This window comes from Acinetobacter sp. V110_1 (assembly GCF_031798975.1).
Lineage (GTDB): Bacteria > Pseudomonadota > Gammaproteobacteria > Pseudomonadales > Moraxellaceae > Acinetobacter > Acinetobacter nosocomialis_A.
The window spans coordinates 87,130-109,606 of the sequence record NZ_JAVQNN010000016.1 but is presented as its reverse complement, the minus strand read 5'-3'; the positions used below and the strand labels follow the sequence as shown (position 1 = coordinate 109,606).

20 protein-coding genes are annotated in these 22,477 nt (G+C 39.6%); 12 read left to right on the top strand and 8 right to left on the bottom strand.

Annotated features, from left to right (window positions below):
- The first annotated feature begins 59 nt into the window (after positions 1–59).
- The 4 genes from RMA95_RS05935 (at position 60) to RMA95_RS05920 (ending at position 4,199) form a co-directional block, all read left to right on the top strand.
- Positions 60–1,073 carry a class I SAM-dependent methyltransferase gene (locus tag RMA95_RS05935; RefSeq protein WP_311069874.1) on the top strand — a complete coding sequence of 338 codons (1,014 nt, stop codon included), beginning with the start codon at positions 60–62 and terminating at the stop codon, positions 1,071–1,073.
- Between the two features lie 21 nt (positions 1,074–1,094).
- Entirely contained in the window at positions 1,095–2,555 is a 1,461-nt protein-coding gene (locus RMA95_RS05930; RefSeq protein WP_004705739.1) for an amino acid permease, read from the top strand.
- A gap of 276 nt (positions 2,556–2,831) precedes the next feature.
- Positions 2,832–4,037 (top strand): RtcB family protein, encoded by a 1,206-nt coding sequence (locus tag RMA95_RS05925; RefSeq protein WP_004705738.1) that lies wholly within the window; start codon positions 2,832–2,834, stop codon positions 4,035–4,037.
- A 3-nt stretch (positions 4,038–4,040) separates the two neighbouring features.
- Entirely contained in the window at positions 4,041–4,199 is a 159-nt protein-coding gene (locus tag RMA95_RS05920) for a hypothetical protein (protein WP_004705737.1), read from the top strand.
- A gap of 128 nt (positions 4,200–4,327) precedes the next feature.
- On the opposite strand, the gene omp38 is transcribed toward RMA95_RS05920, so the two are convergent.
- Positions 4,328–5,371: an outer membrane protein Omp38 gene (gene omp38 / locus RMA95_RS05915; RefSeq protein ID WP_233930502.1), complete on the bottom strand. Its 1,044-nt coding sequence runs from the start codon at positions 5,369–5,371 to the stop codon at positions 4,328–4,330.
- 379 nt (positions 5,372–5,750) lie between these two features.
- Here omp38 and RMA95_RS05910 point away from each other — a divergent pair, with 379 nt between their 5' ends.
- The 3 genes from RMA95_RS05910 to RMA95_RS05900 all read left to right on the top strand — a co-directional run bounded on the left by RMA95_RS05910 (position 5,751) and on the right by RMA95_RS05900 (position 8,123).
- On the top strand, positions 5,751–6,266 hold the full coding sequence (locus tag RMA95_RS05910) for a GspH/FimT family pseudopilin (RefSeq protein ID WP_311069873.1): 516 nt from the start codon (positions 5,751–5,753) through the stop codon (positions 6,264–6,266).
- 108 nt (positions 6,267–6,374) lie between these two features.
- Entirely contained in the window at positions 6,375–7,550 is a 1,176-nt protein-coding gene (locus tag RMA95_RS05905) for a thiolase family protein (protein ID WP_311069872.1), read from the top strand.
- Positions 7,551–7,679: 129 nt separating this feature from the next.
- On the top strand, positions 7,680–8,123 hold the full coding sequence (locus RMA95_RS05900; RefSeq protein ID WP_240288015.1) for a VOC family protein: 444 nt from the start codon (positions 7,680–7,682) through the stop codon (positions 8,121–8,123).
- Positions 8,124–8,174: 51 nt separating this feature from the next.
- Here the strand turns inward: RMA95_RS05900 and RMA95_RS05895 are convergent, their stop codons facing one another.
- The 6 genes from RMA95_RS05895 to RMA95_RS05870 all read right to left on the bottom strand — a co-directional run bounded on the left by RMA95_RS05895 (position 8,175) and on the right by RMA95_RS05870 (position 15,972).
- The gene (locus tag RMA95_RS05895) at positions 8,175–8,528 is read right to left on the bottom strand and encodes a multidrug efflux SMR transporter (RefSeq protein ID WP_263614539.1); all 354 of its coding nucleotides are present in this window, start codon (positions 8,526–8,528) and stop codon (positions 8,175–8,177) included.
- Between the two features lie 73 nt (positions 8,529–8,601).
- On the bottom strand, positions 8,602–9,087 hold the full coding sequence (locus tag RMA95_RS05890) for a DUF934 domain-containing protein (RefSeq protein ID WP_311069871.1): 486 nt from the start codon (positions 9,085–9,087) through the stop codon (positions 8,602–8,604).
- Positions 9,080–10,723 (bottom strand): nitrite/sulfite reductase, encoded by a 1,644-nt coding sequence (locus tag RMA95_RS05885; protein ID WP_100191803.1) that lies wholly within the window; start codon positions 10,721–10,723, stop codon positions 9,080–9,082. The genes RMA95_RS05890 and RMA95_RS05885 overlap by 8 nt, the downstream gene beginning before the upstream one ends.
- Before the next feature lie 163 nt (positions 10,724–10,886).
- On the bottom strand, positions 10,887–13,292 hold the full coding sequence (locus RMA95_RS05880; RefSeq protein ID WP_311069870.1) for a glucose/quinate/shikimate family membrane-bound PQQ-dependent dehydrogenase: 2,406 nt from the start codon (positions 13,290–13,292) through the stop codon (positions 10,887–10,889).
- Between the two features lie 173 nt (positions 13,293–13,465).
- On the bottom strand, positions 13,466–14,698 hold the full coding sequence (locus RMA95_RS05875; RefSeq protein WP_077168775.1) for a carbohydrate porin: 1,233 nt from the start codon (positions 14,696–14,698) through the stop codon (positions 13,466–13,468).
- Positions 14,699–14,853: 155 nt separating this feature from the next.
- Positions 14,854–15,972: a CaiB/BaiF CoA-transferase family protein gene (locus RMA95_RS05870; RefSeq protein WP_311069869.1), complete on the bottom strand. Its 1,119-nt coding sequence runs from the start codon at positions 15,970–15,972 to the stop codon at positions 14,854–14,856.
- Positions 15,973–16,182: 210 nt separating this feature from the next.
- On the opposite strand from RMA95_RS05870, the gene RMA95_RS05865 reads away from it, so the two are divergent.
- The 5 genes from RMA95_RS05865 to RMA95_RS05845 all read left to right on the top strand — a co-directional run bounded on the left by RMA95_RS05865 (position 16,183) and on the right by RMA95_RS05845 (position 22,020).
- Positions 16,183–17,193 carry an AraC family transcriptional regulator gene (locus RMA95_RS05865; RefSeq protein ID WP_002051267.1) on the top strand — a complete coding sequence of 337 codons (1,011 nt, stop codon included), beginning with the start codon at positions 16,183–16,185 and terminating at the stop codon, positions 17,191–17,193.
- Positions 17,194–17,364: 171 nt separating this feature from the next.
- Positions 17,365–18,570: an acetyl-CoA C-acetyltransferase gene (locus RMA95_RS05860; protein ID WP_063099574.1), complete on the top strand. Its 1,206-nt coding sequence runs from the start codon at positions 17,365–17,367 to the stop codon at positions 18,568–18,570.
- 19 nt (positions 18,571–18,589) lie between these two features.
- Positions 18,590–20,725 (top strand): 3-hydroxyacyl-CoA dehydrogenase NAD-binding domain-containing protein, encoded by a 2,136-nt coding sequence (locus RMA95_RS05855; RefSeq protein ID WP_311069868.1) that lies wholly within the window; start codon positions 18,590–18,592, stop codon positions 20,723–20,725.
- A gap of 164 nt (positions 20,726–20,889) precedes the next feature.
- Positions 20,890–21,144 carry a hypothetical protein gene (locus tag RMA95_RS05850; RefSeq protein ID WP_004712023.1) on the top strand — a complete coding sequence of 85 codons (255 nt, stop codon included), beginning with the start codon at positions 20,890–20,892 and terminating at the stop codon, positions 21,142–21,144.
- 15 nt (positions 21,145–21,159) lie between these two features.
- A complete protein-coding gene (locus RMA95_RS05845) occupies positions 21,160–22,020 on the top strand; it encodes a patatin family protein (RefSeq protein WP_311069867.1) in 861 nt (286 codons plus the stop codon).
- 29 nt (positions 22,021–22,049) lie between these two features.
- Here the strand turns inward: RMA95_RS05845 and RMA95_RS05840 are convergent, their stop codons facing one another.
- A complete protein-coding gene (locus RMA95_RS05840; protein WP_311069866.1) occupies positions 22,050–22,469 on the bottom strand; it encodes a GNAT family N-acetyltransferase in 420 nt (139 codons plus the stop codon).
- Positions 22,470–22,477: the final 8 nt, after the last annotated feature.

Sequence of the window (22,477 nt, the reverse complement as noted above, 5' to 3'; positions counted from 1 at the left end):
TTTAATTTTTTGATTACTGCCCAGTTTCCACTGGGCATTCTTCTTCATGAGAGATGTACATGGATCCTAGAAGTGAAGTGGTATTAAGACAACAAGACTATTTAAAAGGTAAACTCTTGTTAATTAATGCACCCAATGATGCCTTAGTCAGTCAATTACCATCTGGGGTTGATGCATCAGTCTGGACGTGGAATTATGCGGATTATCAAGGCTTTGTTAATGCAGGCACGACAGCACATTTCTCGGTTGAGTTCCCATCACAAGAATTTGATCAGGCTATAATTTTTGTTCCAAAATCAAAAGAGCTTTTAAACTATATATTGCATGTGGTGATGAGCCATCTAAAAACTGACCAATCAGTTTTTTTAGTAGGTGAAAAAAAAGGTGGTGTTGAAAGAGCTGCCAAACAACTACAAAGCTTTGGAAAAATTCTTAAACTTGATAGCGCTCGACATTGTCAGTTATGGCATTTAAAAATTGAGAAAACTGAAAACATCAAACCTCTTGAAAGCTGGTTAAAAACCTATACGGTTCAAGCAAATGGACATGAACTTACCATTTGTGCTCTACCGGGGGTTTTCAGTCAAAATCATCTAGATGTGGGAACTGCTGTTTTACTCCCTTATCTTCATGACGTGAAATCAGGTAGAATTGCCGACTTCGGGTGTGGTGCGGGAATTATCAGTTGCTATTTGGCAAAAATAAATTCAAGTAATATTATTCATGCCTTAGATATTGATGCTTTCGCTTTACGGTCAACGGAAATGACTTTTAGTCGAAATGGAATAGGTTCAAACCAGTTGAGATTGCAACCTGTTATAGGAATTGCAGATGCCCCAACAGAACTTGATGCCATTGTCAGTAATCCTCCCTTTCATCAAGGTATTCATACCAACTATGATGCAAGTGAAGGACTCTGCCAGAACGCTAAAAAACATTTAAAGGCATCGGGTGAGCTATGGATTGTAGCAAACCGTTTTTTAAACTATCCGATCTTAATTGAGAAGCACTTTGGTCAGTGTGAGATTAAAACTGATCTTCAAGGCTTTAAGGTGTTATATGCCTGTGCATAACAAACTATGTAAGGAATCTCCATGAGCGAAACACATGCTCCTGAAAAACTCCAGCGAAAGCTTGGAGCTCGTCATCTGAATATGATCGCCATTGGTGGTTCCATTGGTACAGGTCTCTTCCTTGCTTCTGGATCAACCATTGCAAACGCAGGCCCTGGTGGGGCTCTACTCGCTTACTCTCTTATTGGTATTATGATTTACTTCTTAATGACCAGTTTAGGTGAGCTTGCGACTCATACCCCAACATCTGGTGCATTTTTTACCTATGGCAGTCGCTATGTTGAAGATGGCTTTGGTTTCGCTCTAGGCTGGAATTATTGGTACAACTGGGCAATTACGGTTGCATTTGAACTTGTTGCTGTACAGTTTATTATGAAATTCTGGTTTCCAGATATTCCCGGATTTTACTGGAGTGCCCTTTTCCTCGTTATCATTTTCATGATTAACGCAATGAGTGTAAAAGGTTTCGGTGAAAGTGAATTCTGGTTCTCAATGGTTAAAGTTATTGCAATTATTGCCTTCATTATCATTGGTATCGCCATGATAATTAAGCTGATGTTGACACCGGGAGTAGCGACTTTTGGCAACTGGACCTACAAAGATGCGCCTTTTGTGGGTGGTTTACAAGCTATGATTGGGGTCGCCATGATTGCAGGATTCTCATTTCAGGGAACCGAAATGGTGGGTGTTGCTGCGGGTGAATCGAAAGATCCAAAGAAAACTATTCCACTTGCAATTAAACAGATTTTCTGGCGAATTTTATTATTCTATATCTTGTGTATTTTCATTATCGGCACACTTATCGCCTACGATGATCCAAATTTATTACAAGCTGCAACAACAGAAAATGTTGCCCTTTCTCCTTTTACCTTGCTTTATGAAAAGGTAGGCTTTGCTTTCGCTGCGAGCTTAATGAACGCGGTTATTTTGACTGCTATTTTGTCGGCAGGTAACTCGGGCATGTATTCTTCTACCCGTATGTTATTTGATATGGCTCAACAAGGCCGTGCACCAAAATGGTTTGCAAAACTCGATAATCGTGGTGTTCCAATGAATGCGCTATATGCAACGACATTTATTGCTGCATTCTGTTTCTTAACGACATTTATTGGTGAAAAACAAGTCTTTAACTGGCTACTTAACATGTCAGGGATGTGTGGTTTTATTGTCTGGTTAGGTATTGCAATTTCACATTATCGCTTCCGTAAAGGTTATATTGCTCAAGGGTATAAACTTGAAGATTTAGCATATCGTGCCAAGTTTTTCCCATTTGCGCCTTGGTTCGCATTCATTCTGTGTTCAATCATTATCTTAGGCCAAAATTATCAAGCTATTTTGGGTGGAAAAATTGATTGGATCGGCTTACTTTCTACTTATATTAGTTTGCCTTTATTCTTAGTAATTTGGCTCGGATATAAATGGAAATATAAAACCAAATTAATTAGTTACGACAAAATGAATGTAAAACCAGAGCAAGATTAACAGTAAGTTTAAGTCGTTAATTAAAGTAAACTGAAGATCCAAAGCTTGATCTTTAGTTAAAAACAGGTAAAATGCCGTTCAGATTTTCAACGGCACTTTTTAAAAAGGAGGACATCATGCCAACACTACAAGGTAAAAAACAGTAACGATTTGGCACGATGTCAGCTCACGGACAAGTGTACAAATTTAATTCACTTGTCCGAATGCTCGAATTTAAGACCTAGCATTCGCTAGGTTTTTTTATGCCTATTCGGACAGAAAAATAAGAGAAAAATTATGGGCATACAAAAAATATTAAACGAAGAGGCACTTTACGGTGTCCCCGTTAAAATTTTCACTCAAGATATAGATAGTGAAAGTATTGAACAATTGAAGAAAATGGCACAACTGCAATTTATATATTCACATATTGCTGTTATGCCAGATGTTCACGTAGGAAAAGGTGCAACTGTAGGAAGTGTTATTCCGACTAAACATGCCATTATTCCAGCTGCAGTCGGTGTAGACATTGGCTGTGGAATGAATGCAATTCGTTTAAGTCTAAAGGCTTCACAGCTACCTGATAACTTGAGTCGTTTACGTGATGCAATTGAACGTAAAGTACCAGTTGGATTTGCTTTACATAAGCAGGTCAAAGCTAAAGCATCGAGTATTATCCCACTCGAAAAGCGCTTACAACCGATTGTAAAAAAGCATCCTGGTTTAATTCGAATGCTTCGGCAGTTTGATGCGACTTGGCAAAAACAATTAGGCACATTAGGAGGTGGCAATCACTTTATAGAGTTATGTATTGATGAAAATCAAGATGTATGGGTAATGCTACATTCAGGTAGTCGAGGACTTGGTAACGTCATTGGTACTTATTTTATTGAACTTGCCAAGAAAGAAGCACAACATCGCTTTGGGCATGTACCTGATAAAGACTTAAGTTATTTTGCTGAAGGTTCAAACAGTTTTAATGATTATGTAGAAGCTGTGGAGTGGGCCCAAGAATATGCTTTTGAAAATCGTAAAGAAATGATGCGATTAGTCTTAGAAGCAATTCGACCTATTCTACCCTCGTTTCAAATGACAAAAGAAGCAATTAATTGTCATCATAATTATGTAAGTCGAGAAACCCATTTTGGTGAAAATCTTTTAGTTACCAGGAAAGGGGCGATTAGAGCAGGTTTAGATGAGTTAGGAATTATTCCTGGCTCTATGGGAGCACGCTCTTATATTGTTAGAGGAAAAGCTAATCCTGAGTCTTTTTGTTCATGTTCTCACGGAGCTGGGCGTAAAATGAGCCGTAGCAAGGCAAAAATTCTTTTTAATCAACAAGACTTAATTGAGCAAACCAAAGGTATTGAGTGCCGTAAAGATAGTGGAGTTGTCGATGAGATCCCAAGTGCTTACAAGGATATTGATGAAGTCATGGCGAACCAATCAGATCTTATTGAAGTGGTCCATACACTTAAACAAGTTTTATGTATTAAAGGTTAAAACATGAAAATTAAAGAAATGCCAAAAATTAAGGTCCGTAACCACGTAGCTCTGTCCCCTTTACTTCAAAAAGGTGGTATGCATGAGACAGAAAAACCTCGTGCACAGCATCGTCGAGATAGACAAGATACTAAACAGCAATTAAAAAAAGGTGTTTGGTAAAAACTTATCTATAAACAATTAACTGAATAGATATTATTGAGGAGATATAGAAATGAAAAAATATTTGAAAAATCGCAATAAAAAAAGCGACTCGTTAGAGTCGCTTTTTTACTGTTCAGAAACTCAAATTATTGAGCTTGTTGACCAGGTTGAACTACTACAGTACGGCTACCAGTGATTGTCGCGAATACACGACGGTTCATAGCACGACCTTCTTTAGTTTTGTTGTCAGCAATCGGTTGATCCCAAGCGAAACCTTGAGTAGACAAACGAGAAGCGTCAACATTGTATTCGTTTACAAGAGCTGATTTAACAGAGTTAGCACGAGCTAAAGATAAACGTTCGTTCAACTTACGTGGACCAGTGTTATCTGTGTGACCTTCGATACGTGCAGTAGCGTTAGGGTATTCAGTTAACTTCTCAGCAACTTTAGCGATTTCTGGCTTGTATTGGTCTTTGATGTTTGACTTGTTAGTATCAAAGAACACACGAAGTTCCATGTTAAGGTCTTCAGTTAACTCTTGTGGTTGTGGAGCAACTGGAGTTGGTTCAACTGGAGCAACCTCTACTACAGGAGCAGCAGGCTTCAAGTGACCACCAAGAACTACGTTTAAACCAGCAAGAGCTGTATAGTTCCAGAATTGTTCGTCAAAGTTATAAGTACCACGAGCTTCTGTACGAAGAGATAAAGCATCGTTTAAGCGATAGAAAGCACCGATACCAGCGTTACCTAAAGTACCTTCTTCACCATTATGATAAGCTAAACGAGCATCATCAAAGTCATATTTATAATGACCAGCACCTAACAATACGTAAGGCTTAAATTTGCTGTCATAGTTTTTAGTGATTAAATCAGAAGTAACATAGAAGTTACCATTGATTTGTTTTTGTTTGTATTCACCGTAGCTCGGATCTACATCACCTTTAACTTGGTTATATTCAGCTTCAAAACCTAACCATGGTGTTAACTCAATACCTAAAGCTGCACCAACGAATAAATCATTTTGAAGTTCAGGGCTGTTTGTTAAACTACCTTTGTCACCACCATTGTTGTGTTGACTGTCTTGGAAAGTGTAACCAAGCAATAATGGAGTAACAGTTACGCCAGCATTAGCAGCAGCTAATGGAGCAGCAACCAGCATAGTAGCAAGTGCAATACGACTCAATTTCATGGATATCCTCCAGAGATAACAATTGTTGTTCAAGCTCAGCCTAAATTTATTGGCCCCTGAGATATTTTTACCCCAGTATTATTTTTAAGCTATTCACATTTGAATCATACAAACACTTGATAAACTTTCCAAGTGCTTGATAATTTTAATCAAGTAAATTATTGACAAAATTACTTACAATTTCCGTTGTAATTCGGTAATTTTTTACTCAACTAGCAAATATGAACGACTTCTTTGTTTCGCTTGCCGTGATTTTACCAGTATTCTAGCCAACTGATAACCCTTATTTAATTTTGTGTTTCCTTATTATAAAAAATAATATAAATCATTGTCAGAAAACATAAAATTACTCTATTTATACATATATTAAGGTTTATTAATGTTTAAATCTCCTGGTTTTACTATAGTTGAGCTCTCTATAACCCTCGTAATTCTTGTGATTATGTCAGTTATAGCCATTCCTTTATACCATCAATTTATGGCATCTGCAGAATTAAAAAATACGCCGCGTGTACTCACAATTCACATACAAAAAGCCAAGTCTGACGCAATTACTAAGCATAAGAACATTGTTATTTGCCCAAGTTCCGATCAACTGGTTTGTAATACAAACTGGAATAATCGCTTAATCAGCTTTGTAGATAACAATCGCAACCTACAACATGATTTAAATGAAGAATTATTAACTTCTATAGATCTTAACCATACTTATGGCTCTATGAAATTACAACGTTTTGGTAAAAAACAAAATAGTATTGTTTTTCAAGGTAGCTCGGGACTACCAATCGAGTCTAATGGTAGTTTTATTTATTGTTCTTATGATCAGCTTAAAAATTTTAAATTAGTTCTTAGCAAAATGGGACATGTACGCTTAGAAGAACTTCAAAATTGTTAGAACTCTACAGTCTAATACAGAATCCAAGCTATCCCCCATTTTGCAATATACTGCTTAAGTTTTAATGTTTTCTTAATTTGAGATAAAGAACAATCGGAGATTACAACAATGACTGACATCGTAATTGTTAATGGTGCTCGTACTGCTATGGGTGGTTTTCAAGGATCACTATCTGGTCTCACTGCTCCAGAATTAGGTGCAGTAACAATTAAAGAAGCAATCGCACGAGCAGGTTTGCAGCCTACTGATGTCGAAGAAGTCATTATGGGTTGTGTACTGCCTGCTGGTCTAAAGCAAGGTCCAGCACGTCAAGCGATGCGTAAAGCTGGCTTACCAGATTCTACCGGTGCTGTAACGATTAACAAGCTTTGTGGTTCTGGCATGAAAGCTGTTATGCAAGCCGCTGATATGATTAAAGCAGGTAGTGCTGAAGTTGTCGTTGCTGGTGGTATGGAGTCAATGACAAACGCACCTTATGTTTTACCAAAAGCACGTGCCGGATACCGTATGGGTCATGGCGAAATTAAAGACCATATGTTTTTTGATGGACTTGAAGATGCTGAAACCGGTCGTTTAATGGGTTCTTTTGCTCAAGATATGGCAAATACTCGTGGCTATACACGTGAGCAAATGGATGACTTTGCGATTCGCTCTTTGAAACGTGCTCAAACTGCAATTACTGAAGGCTATTTCAAAGATGAAATCGTTCCGGTTACTGTGTTTACACGTAAAGGTGATGTCATTGTCGACCAAGATGAACAACCTTTAAACGCAAAAATTGATAAGATTCCTTCGCTTAAACCAGCCTTTGCAAAAGATGGAACAATCACCGCAGCAAATGCGAGTTCTATTTCAGATGGTGCTTCTGCACTAGTGTTAACATCAAGTGAAGTGGCAACGCAACGTGGCTTACAATCACTTGCTAAAATTGTCGCGACAGCTTCAAACTCTCAGCACCCTTCAGAATTTACCATCGCTCCTGTTGGCGCTATTGAAAAAGTACTTAAAAAAGCTGGATGGAATGCTCAGGACGTTGACCTTTGGGAAATTAATGAAGCATTTGCTATGGTTACCATGTGCTCAATTGATGATTTCAAACTTGATGCAGAGAAAGTCAATATTCACGGTGGTGCATGTGCACTTGGCCATCCAGTAGGTTCTACAGGTTCACGTATTATTCTTACCCTTATTCATGCACTCAAACGTACTGGTGGTAAAAAAGGTATTGCTGCACTTTGTATTGGTGGCGGTGAAGCAACAGCTGTTGCCATTGAACTTATTTAATTCAATTTCCCTATTTAGGAATCCCACTTCGGTGGGATTTTTTATGGAAAATTTACAAAAAAAGACCCACAAAATCACTTTTAAGTTTTAACTTATTCCTTTAAACGAAAACAACAATGGACAATAAAAATGCAACTCAATCACTATCTCAATTTCCAAGGTCAGGCAGAGCAAGCCTTTAATTTTTATAAATCGGTCTTTGGTGGTGAATTTGCTATGCTGAGCCGTTATAGCGATATGCCACCTAACGAGGGTGTAACCTTATCGGAAGCCGAAAAAAATTTAGTGCTGCATGTTTCTTTACCGATTAATGAATACACAGTACTCATGGCATCAGATACTATCGATCAGTTCTGCACGCCAAATAGTGTATTTACTAAAGGTAATAATCATTACATCGCAATCAACCTTGAAAAAGACGAGCAAGAAAAAGCGAAACAGCTGTTTGATGCTTTATCTGTAAATGGTCAAATCGAAATGCCGTTAGAAAAAACGTTCTGGGGCGCATTGTACGGTGCATTTACTGATCAATTTGGCATAAAGTGGATGGTTAACTGCCAGCTTGATACATAATATTTTTAATATCTGGCCCTTATAGAGATACTTATTATTTTTATAAGGGTTTTAAACATTAATATTAGAATATTTCGCAATAATCATTAAACCAACTGTAATAAAACTTATCCCTATCCATCCAGCCACATCAATATTCTGCCCAAGAAAAACCTTTGCTAGAAAGGCCGTCGCCAATACCCCCACCCCGGACCACAATACATATAAAATTCCCGCCTGCATATATTTCAAAGCAATAGCAGCACATGCAAAAGACACAATATATAAAATCAGCGCAATCGCCTGAGCAGTTTTATTAACTAATCCATTGCCTTTAGCAGAATAAAATGTTGAGAGCACATCTGTCGCAATAGCAAATATTAACCACCAAGCACCGGGATTTATTTTTGAAATTAAGCCTAACATTCTTATTCTTCATTTATTAAAAGGTATTTATAAAAAAGCTGAACCTGAGTTCAGCCTTTATATTTAAAACGATTTAAGCACCAGTTTGATAACTTGCTTGCGGTACAGCTGTTGAAGCTTGATACGGGTTGGTAAAATCTTGCAAACCTGCCGCAGCTTCTTGTACGTCTTTGCCTTCTTTTACGACAAAGCTATCAAAACCAGAACGCTTTAAGTAGTTTAGGACATCTTTAAATACATCACCTGTTGCACGTAATTCACCTTGGAAACCTTGGCGACGTAATAGCGCAGCAAACGAATAACCACGACCATCACCAAAACCTGCAAACTCAATGAAGATTGCATCAAGTTCATTTAATGGAAATGTATGGTCTTCAGGTGAATCATTTACAGTTACATACAAAGCTTTTTTGCCTTGAACGTTAGCTAATTGGTCTAGTTGAGCTGTTGTTACCACAACGTCACCCTGAGGAACTACACCATCTTCAGCAATGATTTGATAAGTATTGTCTGTAATCGTGCCGTCTTTATAAAGCACAGGTAGAGCTGTATTAAGCATATGCACGCTCCTTAAATGGTTGAATTCCTACACGGCGATATGTGTCAACAAAACGCTCACCTTCTGTACGCAAATCAAGATAAGTATTTAATACTTCTTCAATAACGTCTGGCACAGCATCTGCTGCAAATGATGGCCCTAAGATGTCACCGATCGATGCATCATGGTCTGAATTACCACCTAATGTAATTTGGTAGAACTCAGCGCCTTTTTTATCTACACCTAAAATACCGATGTTACCTACATGGTGGTGACCACAAGCATTCATACAACCAGAAATATTTAGATCTAAATGGCCAAGATCATAAACTTTGTCTAAGTCATCAAAACGACGTGTAATCGCTTCAGCAATAGGAATTGATTTCGCATTTGCAAGTGAACAGAAATCACCACCTGGGCAACTAATAATATCGGTAATAAAGCCAATATGTGCACGTGCCATATTTTGTTGTTCAAGCGCTTGCCATACATCGAACAAATCTTTTTGAGGTACATCTGCCAAAGCAATGTTTTGTTCGTGAGTGGTACGAAGTTCACCGAATGTATATTTATCTGCAAGATCTGCAATAAAGTTCATTTCTTCAGTGGTCATATCGCCCGGTGCGATACCTGCACGTTTTAGAGAAATCGTAACAATACGATAGCCTTTCACTTTATGCGCATGCGTGTTGATATTGAACCATTGCTTGAATTTTGGATGCTCAGCAAATAAAGCCGTAAAGTCTTCATCTGCTAAATCTTGATAATCAAATGGAGTGAACTCTTCATCCAGTTTTTTCAAGATTTCTGGCTGAATTTTCAATGCTTCACGTGTATGTTCAAATTCAGCTTCAACTTTCTGTGCAAACACTTCAGGAGTTAATGCTTTAACTAAAATCTTGATACGCGCTTTATATTTGTTATCACGACGGCCATGCAAGTTATAAACACGTAGAACCGCTTCTAAGTAAGCAATTAAATCTTCACGTGGTAAAAACTCACGAATAACGCTACCAATGATTGGAGTACGGCCTAAACCACCACCAGCCATAATTTTATAGCCGATCTCGCCCGCTTCATTACGCACGATGTAAACACCAATATCGTGGAATGCAGTTGCCGCACGATCTTTTTCTTCAAGTGCAGAAACTGCGATTTTGAATTTACGTGGCAAGAATGCAAATTCAGGGTGGAATGTACTCCACTGACGAATCAACTCACATGTTGGACGTGGGTCTGCAATTTCACCAGCAACCACACCTGCATATTGGTCAGTTGTGGTGTTACGAATACAGTTACCACTGGTTTGAATGGCATGCATTTGTACAGTTGCGAGTTCTGCCAAAATATCTGGCACATCTTCAAGTGCAGGCCAGTTTAACTGGATGTTTTGACGTGTAGATACGTGTGCATAACCACGGTCATACTTTGTTGAAACTTCAGCAACTTTACGTAATTGTTTAGAATTCATTAAGCCATACGGCACGGCAATACGCAGCATAGGCGCATAACGTTGCACATATAAACCATTTTGCAAACGTAATGGACGATATTCATCTTCAGAAAGTTTGCCAGCTAAATAGCGTTCAGTCTGATCACGGAACTGAGCAACTCGTTCATTAACCAGCTGCTGGTCGAAATCGGTATATAAATACATGGCGTATGGCTAGTAGATTCATTATTAAGGCGGATAGCATAGCGAGCTTTTATTCATCAATAAAATGCTTTTTTTGCATATTTAATAACGATTTTATTGATAAGCTTATATAAATCGACATAAAAAAGCCCAGATCGATCTGGGCTTTTTTTATAGCAAAGGTTTATTTGTTATCTGGCAATGCATAAGCCACTAAATAGTCGCCCATTTTTGTACCAAATGAACCATGACCACCGGCCATGATCACAACATATTGCTTACCGTTGATTTCATAAGTCATTGGTGTTGCTTGTCCACCTGCTGGTAAACGCGCTTCCCAAAGTTTCTTACCATTCGTAACGTTAAAAGCACGGATGTAGTTATCTTGAGTTGCACCAATGAACATGACATTACCTGCGGTAGAAATTGAACCACCTAAACCAGGAACACCAATTTTCACAGCTGGTAATTGGAACAGTTTTGGCAAGCTATCACGGATAGTACCAATACGTTTTTTCCATACAACCTGATGCGTTTTCAAATCTACGCCAGCAACATAACCCCAAGCTGGTTGTTTACAAGGTAAACCAAGCGGAGATAAGAATGCGCTGATTTCGACACCATAAGGTACACCATACATTGGTTGTACACCCTGCTCAGTTCCCGCACCTTTTGCAGTTTCTGCACGGTTTGGATCAGCAGGAATTAAACGGCTTACGAATGGCAGACCAATCGGGTTCATTACAGCAACTTGACGGTCAGGGTTAACCGACATGCCACCCCATTCAAACACACCTAAGTTACCAGGGAAAACTAAAGTACCGTTTTCAGATGGTGGTGTATAAATACCATCGTAATTTAGACGTTTGAAAGATACACGACACATGAGCTGATCAAGCATTGTGGCACCCCACATGTCTTTATCAGTCAATTTGTCTTGTGGTGCCAAGTTCAAGTCAGAGAATGGCTGAGTTTTTGAATAATGCTCGCCTTTGGTTTGTGGTCCGCGTTTCACTGTTTGTGGAACTGGTTTTTCAGTTACAGGAACAATTGGCTGACCATTACGACGGTCAAGAACAAAGGCATTACCTGTTTTAGTCAATACATAGATTGCTGGAACAGTTTTACCTGTTTTGTCTTTAATATCTGCCAAAGATGGTTGAGATGGTACGTCCATATCCCATAAATCGTGATGGGTTGTCTGGAAATTCCATATCAATTTACCAGTTGAAGCATTAATCGCTAACATTGAGTTCGCATAACGTTCTTTCAACTCAGTACGGTCACCACCCCAGATATCTGGAGTACCTACACCTGTTGGAACATAAACGATATCAAGTTTGGCATCATATGCTAAAGGTGCCCAAGCATTTGGCGAGTTATGAACAAAGGTCGTACCTTCGCCTGGCATTGCATTTGGATCTGCTGCACCCGTGTCGAATGCCCAAAGAAGCTTACCAGTGTTAACATCGTAGCCACGAATTACACCTGATGGCTCTTTACTTGAATAGTTGTCTGTTACAGAACCAGCAATTACAACAGTCGAACCTGTCACAACACCAGGAGATGTTGGGTTATAACCACCTGGATAAGCATATGGCATGAATTTTTGTAAATTCACTTCACCATTTTCACCAAAGTCAGTACATGCTTTACCAGTGTCAGCATTCACAGCAACTAAACGTCCATCGTTGACTGGTACAAATACCTTACGTGGACATTGTGTAGAGCTAGATTTCTTGCTTTGAAGACTCGTTGCAAACTCAGTTGTATTGTTTGCATCGTAGTACATTACACCACGACAAGTTAAATGCTGGAACGATTTATCCGTTTTAAGCTTCGGATCAAAACGCCATTTTTCTTTACCAGTCGCTGGATCAATCGCAATTAACTGTTGGTGAGCTGTACAGATAAACATGTTATTGCCAATTTTAATTGGCGTAACCTGATTGGTTGTTTCACCCGAATCATTATCTGTCTTGAAATCGCCAGTACGTAGTGTCCAAGCCACTTTCAAATCTTTGACATTTTGGTCATTAATCTGTTTAAGTGGAGAATAACGTTCGCCTGCTTGAGTACGACCATAAGCTGGCCAGTCACTCTCAGCTACACCTGGAACGGCTTGAGCAGTTTCTGGTTGTGGTGTTTTAATCTCACCATTAATTTCTTGCGGATCGTTAAAGATAGAATAAACCATCAATACGATTGCAATCGCTAAAGTTGAAGATAAGGCAACTTTACTTGATCCAAGGTTGTTGATTCCACGAGTCACAGCCGGAACCAATAACCATAAACCAAGAATACCTAAAATATCTAAACGTGGTGCAAGCGCCCAAAAGTCTGTTCCAACTTCCCAGACACTCCAGATAATGGTACCTAGCATTAATGCGGCATAAACCCACAAAGCAGTTGAAGCACGCTTGTAGAGTTGCCATGTAACAATGAGAAGTAAGACTCCAGCTACAATGTAGTAAATTGAACCGCCTAGTGTAGCGAGCCAAATACCTCCAATTAGAAGGAATAACGCCAATAACCCAATAATAATTACGGTAAAAGTCGTTAAACCTGATCTTGAAGAAGGTTGATTCATAAACCACCTCTTATTAATCATCATTTTTATCGGAAAGATGTGTCAAAAATCTTAGAGAGAAATGACATCATCAATACATCTAAAACAAAATTCAGGCACGAAGAAAAAACGGAAGGTCTGGATACTTCAATTAATGATTTAGCCATCGACAATCCGTTTTTCGGAATAGTTACTTAGAATACGGTTGAGAATTTAATACCGCCTACCCAAGTGTTATCACCATTTTTTAATGCACCAACATGACGAACATATTGCACATTTGGACGAATAGTTAGCCAGTTAGTGGCATGAATACCGTAATAAAGCTCGGTATTGTATTCAGTGTCATATTCTTTGGCTTGAATATCGCTCCAGTCATCATTGATATGAATACGAGCAACACCAAGTGCTAATTCATCTTGAGGACGTTGATTGAGCAAACCTTTGTAGACCAAGCCTACATTTTGCATGTTGTCGACTTTATTGGTATCTGAGTCATGGAAAGTCAGATTCACAAAACCTGTTAAACCACGATCAGTTTGGTCAGCTGGTTGGAATAGTTTTTGTTTTGCAGTTACCCAAACACCTTGTTTATGCGATGTTTTGGTTGGATTGGTAATTTCCTCTGCATCAGCAGTGCTGTAGTAATAACCTAAACGGTATTCACCAGGCATGCTTTGCACACCTAATTTAGGTGACCAAACGACCTCTGCTGGAATAATTGCTCCGTGAGAACCGTCTGTGCTCAGGTTAAAGCCTTTGCCTCGTTCCAGGTTCTCTGGGTTATATTCATATACACCGACTTGCGTATATAGATCAGGTTGCACGTTATATTTAACACGCATTGCCCATTGGCTCACTGGCCAGTTATACCATTGGTCGCCAACCCAGTTACCCACTTGTGAACCACAAAGTGCCAAGTTCTGGAAGTCACAGTCAAAACTATTAAAGTCTTCGCCTTCACCAAAACGACCAACTTTCACATCTAACTTTTGATCAAGGAATTTTTTCTTAATCCATAAATCAGTTAAACGCCAAGTTTGCTCACGACCCCACACTTCTTGTGCAGAACTAATGTGTCCAGCTAAAGCTGGAGAATGTTCAGAAAGCGATTGCCCATCACGATAAGTTAACGTGATTTGAGCTTCTGTATCTTGCCACCCTAAAATTTTACCTAGGTCCAAATGCGAACCTAAAGCGAGTTGCCCTGTATAAGCACTGCCATGCGAAGAAGTATTCTTTGAATCTAAAATACCAGCATATTCACCGGTATATCCAAAAGAAAAATCATAACCTTGTGCTTGTAACGCTGTGCGTTGCCCGTTCCAATCACCCAACATCCAAGAACCATTTGGGTCAAATGCAGCAGCAGCTTGTGCATGCTGAACAAAAAGAGTAATTGATAAAACGGATAAACAGGAAACCATCAAAGATTTATGCGTTTTCATGTTTACGTACCTTTTATGTCTTTGTTTATAAAGGTTACGCTAATTTTATGTAAAGAAATTATTCAAAATGTTAATCAATTGATTAATCAGATAATAATCTTAATACACACTGTATAAGAAATAGCCCTAAGACATTACCACTGTCCCTCGCCAAGCTTTTGACCTACAAAGGAATATCGCATTTGTGAACGTGAAAACTTTATTGGGCATGCGATCTGTGGTTCTGTATCTGTTGTATTATTTTGCAAAGGAACATCCACAATCCATCCACGTTGTTGTGATAATGGCGAGTTTAAAGCCTCAATCAAACTCAATACTGGCTCTACACAAACATCCAAATTTGCAAAAATTTCATGCCATTCTTTAAATGTTTTGGCTTTAATTTTTTCTTGAATAGCTTGCTTCACTTCTTGTCGATCTTGGATATCTAATGACGCGCCTTTTTGTAACAGCACGGGTAAATCTAATGCAGCAGACAACCCAGCCATAAATTGTGGCTCAAGACTACCAATAGAAAGATAACGCCCATCTTGAGTTATATAATAGTCATAGAAAATGCCACCGTTGAGCATGCCCTGCTCTGGCGCCTGCTCAACTTGACCTGCAAGAGCGGCTGATGCTGCCATGCTATTTAGACTCGCCACACAGTCGGTCATGGAAATATCAATATATTGTCCCATACCGCTACGACTGCGTTCGACGACCGCAGCCAAAATAGCAATAACTGCATGTAATGATCCGCCTGCAATATCGGCAACCTGAATGCCAAGCGGTGGCGGACCACTATCTTGTCGGCCGCTATAACCTGCAATACCCGCTAAAGCTAAATAATTAATGTCGTGCCCAGCTCGATCTTTATAGTTTCCAGTTTGTCCATAACCTGTAATTGAGCAATAAATTAAACGCGGGTTAATTTCTGCAAGTGTTGCATAGTCTAGCCCTAAACGACGCATAACATCTGGCCGAAACTGCTCAATCACAATATCAAACTCAGAAATCTTGGCTTTTATCAGATCAATACTGGCAGCATCTTTTAAATCAAGAACAATCGACTGTTTATTTCGATTTAGATAACTATGTGCAGTCGCCTGTCCATTGGCATAGGGCGGCATAATCCGGATGAGATCTGGACGTGATGGAGATTCGATATGGATAACTTCTGCGCCCATATCGGCTAAGTACATTGTGGCAAAAGGTCCAGGTAAGAGCGTCGAGAAATCGAGAACTTTAAGTCCGTTTAATGCTGTCGTCATCGTATTTTTAACCACTATTATTCGAATTTTCTTTTATATTAGTTAAGCAAATATTCTAAAACAATGTCATGTTCAGCCATTTACCTTGATCATTTCGGCAATTTAACATGTAAAAAGTGCTTTTACTCTGTTGTAAATCGCCAATTTATTTTTTTAGACGGTCATTTAGGTCAATTTAAAGTGAACATCAAAGAGACTGAAGGATTCAATATGAGTCGCGATACGATTAGCATCCACTTCGTGAATGCGGCTTTGACAGGCGTAAAACGCCTTGGCATGGATGTCGAGACGTTACTTTCACATGTGGGTATCGAAGCGGAACTATTACGTCAACCTAAAGCTCGAATCTCACCAGAACAATATACCCGTTTTATAAAAATGCTATGGATGGTCACCCAAGACGAACATGTCGGTTTTGATGTACAACCGCGTCGTTTGGGCACTTTTGCCATTATGTGTCAGTTGATTATTCATGCAAAAACCTTGGGACAAGCTCTCGAACTTTCATCTCAATTTTACAAGTTATTTGGTGATGAATGGTCGGTAACGCTAGAACGTGACAAACACGAAGCGCGTTTGGTTCCTCTCATTCCAAAAACATTAGATCCAGATCATTTCATTACTGAAAGTATGCTCATGATTTGGCACGGTTTGGCGTCGTGGCTTATTGAACGTCGTTTACCTTTAGAGCGTGTTCATTTTAGCTATCCACGTCCTGCACATGCAGATGAATATGATGCATTATTCTTTGCACCAGTCATGCAGTTTGATGCACCTCGCACCGAAATAACTTTTGCAGCTGATTATCTTGACTTACCAATCCGCCAAGATGAAAAAACGCTTGAAGAGTTCCTAAAAGCAGCGCCTGCTCAGCTTTTAGTAAAATTCAAAAACACCAACTCATTGACTTCTCGTATTCGTGACGTACTTAAGAGTCAAATTGGCGAAGAAATGCCAACGCTTAATGATGTTGCATCAATGCTGTATTTATCTCCACAAACCTTACGTCGCCGCTTAGCTGCTGAAGGTAAAAGCTACCAAGGCGTAAAAGACGCTTTACGTCGAGATGCTGCTATTCACTTGTTACTCAACCCTGAGTTAACACTTGAAGATGTTGCTCAACAGGTTGGCTTTAGTGAAACCAGTACCTTCCATCGTGCATTTAAAAAATGGACTGGTGTAACTCCTGGTTTATATCGTCAGCTACACGGTTACCACTAATACTTAAATCTCTTTAGTTTCACATTTAGCTCAAGTTCAACTTGGGCTTTTTTGTATCTCTATTGGCAAAAATCATCACCTGACTGGTGCGCTTATCGTCATTGCACTCGCTCTTAAAACCAGTACACTCAAAACACAAATAAATTTTAAGCAATAAAAAAAGGAACTGTTATGAGCGAGGCTTATATTATTGATGCCATTCGCACACCACGCGGAAAAGGAAAAAAAGACGGCTCTCTTTACGAAGTAAAACCAATCACATTACTCACCACCCTATTAAACGAATTACAGCAACGCCATCAGCTTGATACATCTAAAGTGGACGACATTGTTCTAGGTTGCGTAACACCAATTGGCGATCAAGGTGGTGACATTGCCAAAACCGCAGCAATTGCAGCAGGTTGGAATGATGATGTTGCTGGTGTACAAATCAACCGTTTTTGTGCTTCAGGTTTAGAAGCAGTCAATATGGCAGCAATGAAAGTTCGTTCAGGTTGGGAGGATTTAGTGGTTGCTGGTGGCGTTGAATCAATGTCACGCATTCCAATGGGTTCTGATGGTGGGCCGTGGGCTTTAGACCCAGAAACAAACCTTAAATCATCATTTGTTCCGCAAGGCATCGGGGCCGACCTCATTGCAACTTTAGATGGCTATAGCCGTGAAGATGTCGATAACTTTGCAGTGAAGTCACAACAAAAAGCAGCAGCAGCTCAAGCAAATGGTTATTTTGACCAATCAGTTGTGCCAGTCAAAGATCATTCAGGTGTGGTGATTTTAGAGAAAGATGAATTCATCAAAGGTAATACCACACTAGAAGGTCTTGCAAAGCTCAACCCAAGTTTTGAAATGATGGGGCAAATGGGCTTTGATGCAGTTGCTTTACAAAAATATCCAGAAGCACAAAAAATCAATCATGTTCATCACGCAGGTAACTCATCAGGTATTGTCGATGGAGCAGCTGTAGTTTTATTAGCTTCAGAAAAAGCAGTGAAAGAACAAAATTTAAAACCACGCGCTAAAGTTTTAGCGACTGCACTAGTCGGTACTGACCCAACCATTATGCTGACTGGCCCTGCACCTGCTGCACGCAAAGCTTTAGAAAAAGCTGGCCTTACTATTGATGATATTGACCTCTTTGAAGTTAATGAAGCCTTTGCAGCTGTTGTTATGCGTTTTATTAATGAGCTCAACGTCCCCGCTGAAAAAGTCAACGTAAATGGCGGTGCGATTGCTTTAGGCCATCCGCTAGGAGCAACAGGTGCCATGATTTTGGGCACACTACTTGATGAGCTTGAACGACAAGATAAAAAGCGCGGTTTAGCGACGCTCTGTGTTGGCGGTGGGATGGGTATTGCCACCATTATTGAACGCGTATAAAAATTTAGGGATATAAAAAATGAGTGCAATTCAATACGAAAAAAATACCGACAATATTGTCATTTTAACGCTTGATTCAACTGGTCAATCTGCGAACACCATGAATGCCGAGTTTCGTGACTCGCTTGATGAGGCGACTCAGAAACTTAAATCAGAAACAGAACTTTCAGGTGTTATTTTCCGCTCAGCTAAAAAAACTTTCTTTGCTGGCGGTGACCTAGATGAGCTGATTCAAGTTCAGCCAGAACATGCGACTGACTTTTTTAATATGGTTGAAAAGCTAAAAGGTCATTTACGTACAATTGAAACACTAAGGATTCCAGTTGTTGCAGCATTGAATGGAACGGCACTGGGCGGTGGATGGGAAATTGCATTAAGTTGCCATCACCGTATTGCAATCAATGACCCGAAAAGCAAATTTGGCCTGCCAGAAGTTACTTTAGGTTTACTACCAGGCGGCGGCGGTATTGTCCGTATGGTACGTCTGCTTGGCCTTCAAAATGCATTTCCATTTTTAATGGAAGGCAAGCAGTTCGGTGTCGATAAAGCAAAATCCTTAGGCTTAATTCACGATACTGCTGAAAATGAACAAGAGCTTTTAGATAAAGCAATTGCTTGGATCAAGGCAAATCCAAAATCTCAGCAGCCTTTTGACGTGAAGGGTTATAAAATTCCGGGTGGCGATCCAAAAACTCCAGCAGTTGCACAAGTTCTTGCAATTGCACCAGCCATGTTAAAAGACAAAACTAAAGGCTGTTACCCTGCTCCTGAAGCGATTATGGCTGCCGCAGTTGAAGGCGCTCAAGTTGATGTAGATACTGCTTTACGTATTGAGTCTCGCTACTTTACTCAACTTACAACAGGCCAAATTTCTAAAAATATGATCGGTACTTTCTGGCATGGTCTAAATGCAATTAAGTCTGGTGCTAGTCGTCCTGCTGACGTTGCAAAATGGCAAGCCACTAAAGTGGGTGTGTTGGGTGCAGGCATGATGGGTGCAGGTATTGCATATTCAACAGCCATTAAAGGCATTCCTGTTATCCTTAAAGATGTATCTGTTGAAAATGCTGAGAAAGGCAAAGCTTATTCACAAAAACTTCTAGATAAACGTGTTTCACAAGGCCGCATGACGGCAGAAAAACGTGATCAAGTTTTATCTCTGATTACAGCAACAGCTGCTGCTGAAGACTTACAAGGCTGTGATTTAATTATTGAAGCAGTATTTGAAAATCAAGAACTCAAAGCGAAAGTCACTCAAGAAGCCGAGCAATATTTAGCATCTAATGGTGTAATGGCATCGAATACATCAACCCTACCAATTACAGGTTTAGCTCAAGCAAGTAAAGATGATAAAGCTTTTATCGGTCTGCATTTCTTTAGCCCTGTTGACAAAATGCAGTTGGTTGAGATTATTAAAGGTAAAAATACCTCCGCAGAGACACTTGCTAAAGCCTACGACTTTGTACAGCAAATTGGAAAAACACCAATTGTTGTCAATGACAGCCGTGGCTTCTTTACCAGTCGTGTATTTGGTACTTTCATTCAAGAAGGTATGCGCTTGCTTGCCGAAGGTGTCCATCCAGCACGTATTGAAATGGCAGCACTGAAAGCAGGCATGCCTGTGGGACCACTTGCGATTCAAGATGAAGTGTCTTTAACCTTAACCGAGCATGTTGCTAGCGAAGCACGTAAAGCTTTACAAGCCGAAGGCAAAGAGCTACCGAAAACACCAGTAGATGAAGTGATTCATACCATGATTCATGAACTAAACCGTAAAGGTAAAGCTGCTGGTGCAGGTTTCTATGACTATCCTGAAAATGGCAAAAAACACCTATGGGAAGGCTTAAACCGTTGGCAGAAAGATCACGATATTTCTGAACAAGACATGATTGATCGCATTTTGTTTGTACAAGCCTTAGATACCTTACGTTGTTACGAAGAAGGTGTGTTGGAGTCGGTTATTGATGCTAATGTCGGTTCTATTTTTGGAATTGGTTATGCACCTTGGACGGGTGGAGCGATTCAATTCCTAAATCAATATGGTATTGATAAAGCAGAAAAGCGCGCAGAAGAATTAGCTGCCAAATATGGTGAGCGATTCACACCACCAGCATTACTCAAAACCAAAGCTGAGCAGAAACAAAATATTCAATAATATAAATCTATTAAATATTTAAAAACTGCATAAACCTTACCCATATAAATATATTTTATTTATATGGGTTTTTCTTTATGACCTTTAAGATTTCAGCCTACTACCTAAATATGCTATAAATAGACTTCATTTTTGTGCTTCTACAGCACATTCGAGAAATCCTTATGTCCGATAAAAATTCTTCCGAATCAGCAGTTTTAGGCTGGAAATTTGTTCTGATCGTTGGTGTTTTAAGTGCGATTTTCCTTGGCTTTTTCTATTTAGCAATGAGTAATGAACCTGACTATATGCCAGGTGCTCAGCGCAAAGCTCAACAGCACGAAATGCAACAAAAAGCTGAAAAATCGACAGATCAACAAAGTCAGCATGACAACATGCCTGAAATGGACATGCAAGAACATCAGCATTCACATCAATAATCAGATATTTTTCAAATGACAGATTTTTCCCGCAATGCACTGGTTGTAGAAGGTGGAGGCATGCGTGGTGCCTTTACCAGTGGTGTACTTGATGCTTTTCTACAACAACAGTTCAATCCTTTTGACTTATACGTTGGTGTATCTTCTGGTTCAACCAATGTGGCTAATTACTTAGCAGGTCAACAAGGCCGAACTTTAACATTCTATGTTGATCATTCATTACGTCCTGAATTTATCGATTACAAACGCTTTTTCAAAGGTGGCGATTTACTCGATTTAAAATGGATGTGGGAAATTGGTGAAAAAGAACATCCTCTTGACCAACAGAGCCTCTTTGCCAAAAATCCAGATTTTTATATGGTATTGACGCATGCTAAAACAGGCCATGCTGAGTATCTTCGTGCTGGTAAAGATAATCTGTTAAATGCACTGCGTGCTTCTAGCTCAATTCCGGTTTTAACACGTCATCCCGTCGATATTATGGGTGAACCCTACTTTGATGGTGGCGTTGCAGATGCCCTACCCGTTCGCTGGACAGCACAGCAAAGTGGCGTTAAAAAACTATTAGTTTTACGCACTCGTCCTAAAAATTACTTTAAGGGCAGTAGCCGAGGGGATCAATTCCTCGCGAAATATGCGTTTAAACACCACTATGGTTTTGCAAGTAGTTTGCGTAATCGCTGCGCCCGCTATAACGCTTCGGTAGATTTTGTTCGTGGTCAAAATCCAGACCAGCAAATTTTAGAAGTGTGTCCACCTCCTCTTAAAAATATGGCTGGCCGTTTAACTACCAATCCGAAAAAGCTTCGCTACAGTTATGAAGTTGGTTTAGAGACTGGCTTACAGGCCATCGAAAGTTGGAATGCAATGAAATAAATTAAAATTGAGATTTCTAAAAAGAAGTCTCAATTTAACTTCAAAACCATATCAACATGTGGAATGCCACAGTCCTCGTAAACTTCGCCTTGTGCTTTAAAACCTAAAGCTTCGTAAAAAGCGGTTACATAGGTTTGCGCTGAAAGCTTTAGGTAAGACAGTTTATGATGACGCGCATATTCAATAATATACTGCATTAAAATTTTACCTATACCCTGCTTTCGATAAGGCATCAAAACAGCAACACGCCCTACGCTATGCTGTGGCAACAAACGTGCTGTAGCGATAGGCTGCTCTTTGTCATAGACAATAAAATGTAGAACTGTGGCATCCAAGTCGTCCCATTCATCTTCAGGTGCAATTCCCTGTTCTCGGATAAAGACTTGTTCACGGATGTGTTTCGCATCTTGCTCAAGCTGTTCCCAACCACCCTCTACAATTTTATACATCCATTCAC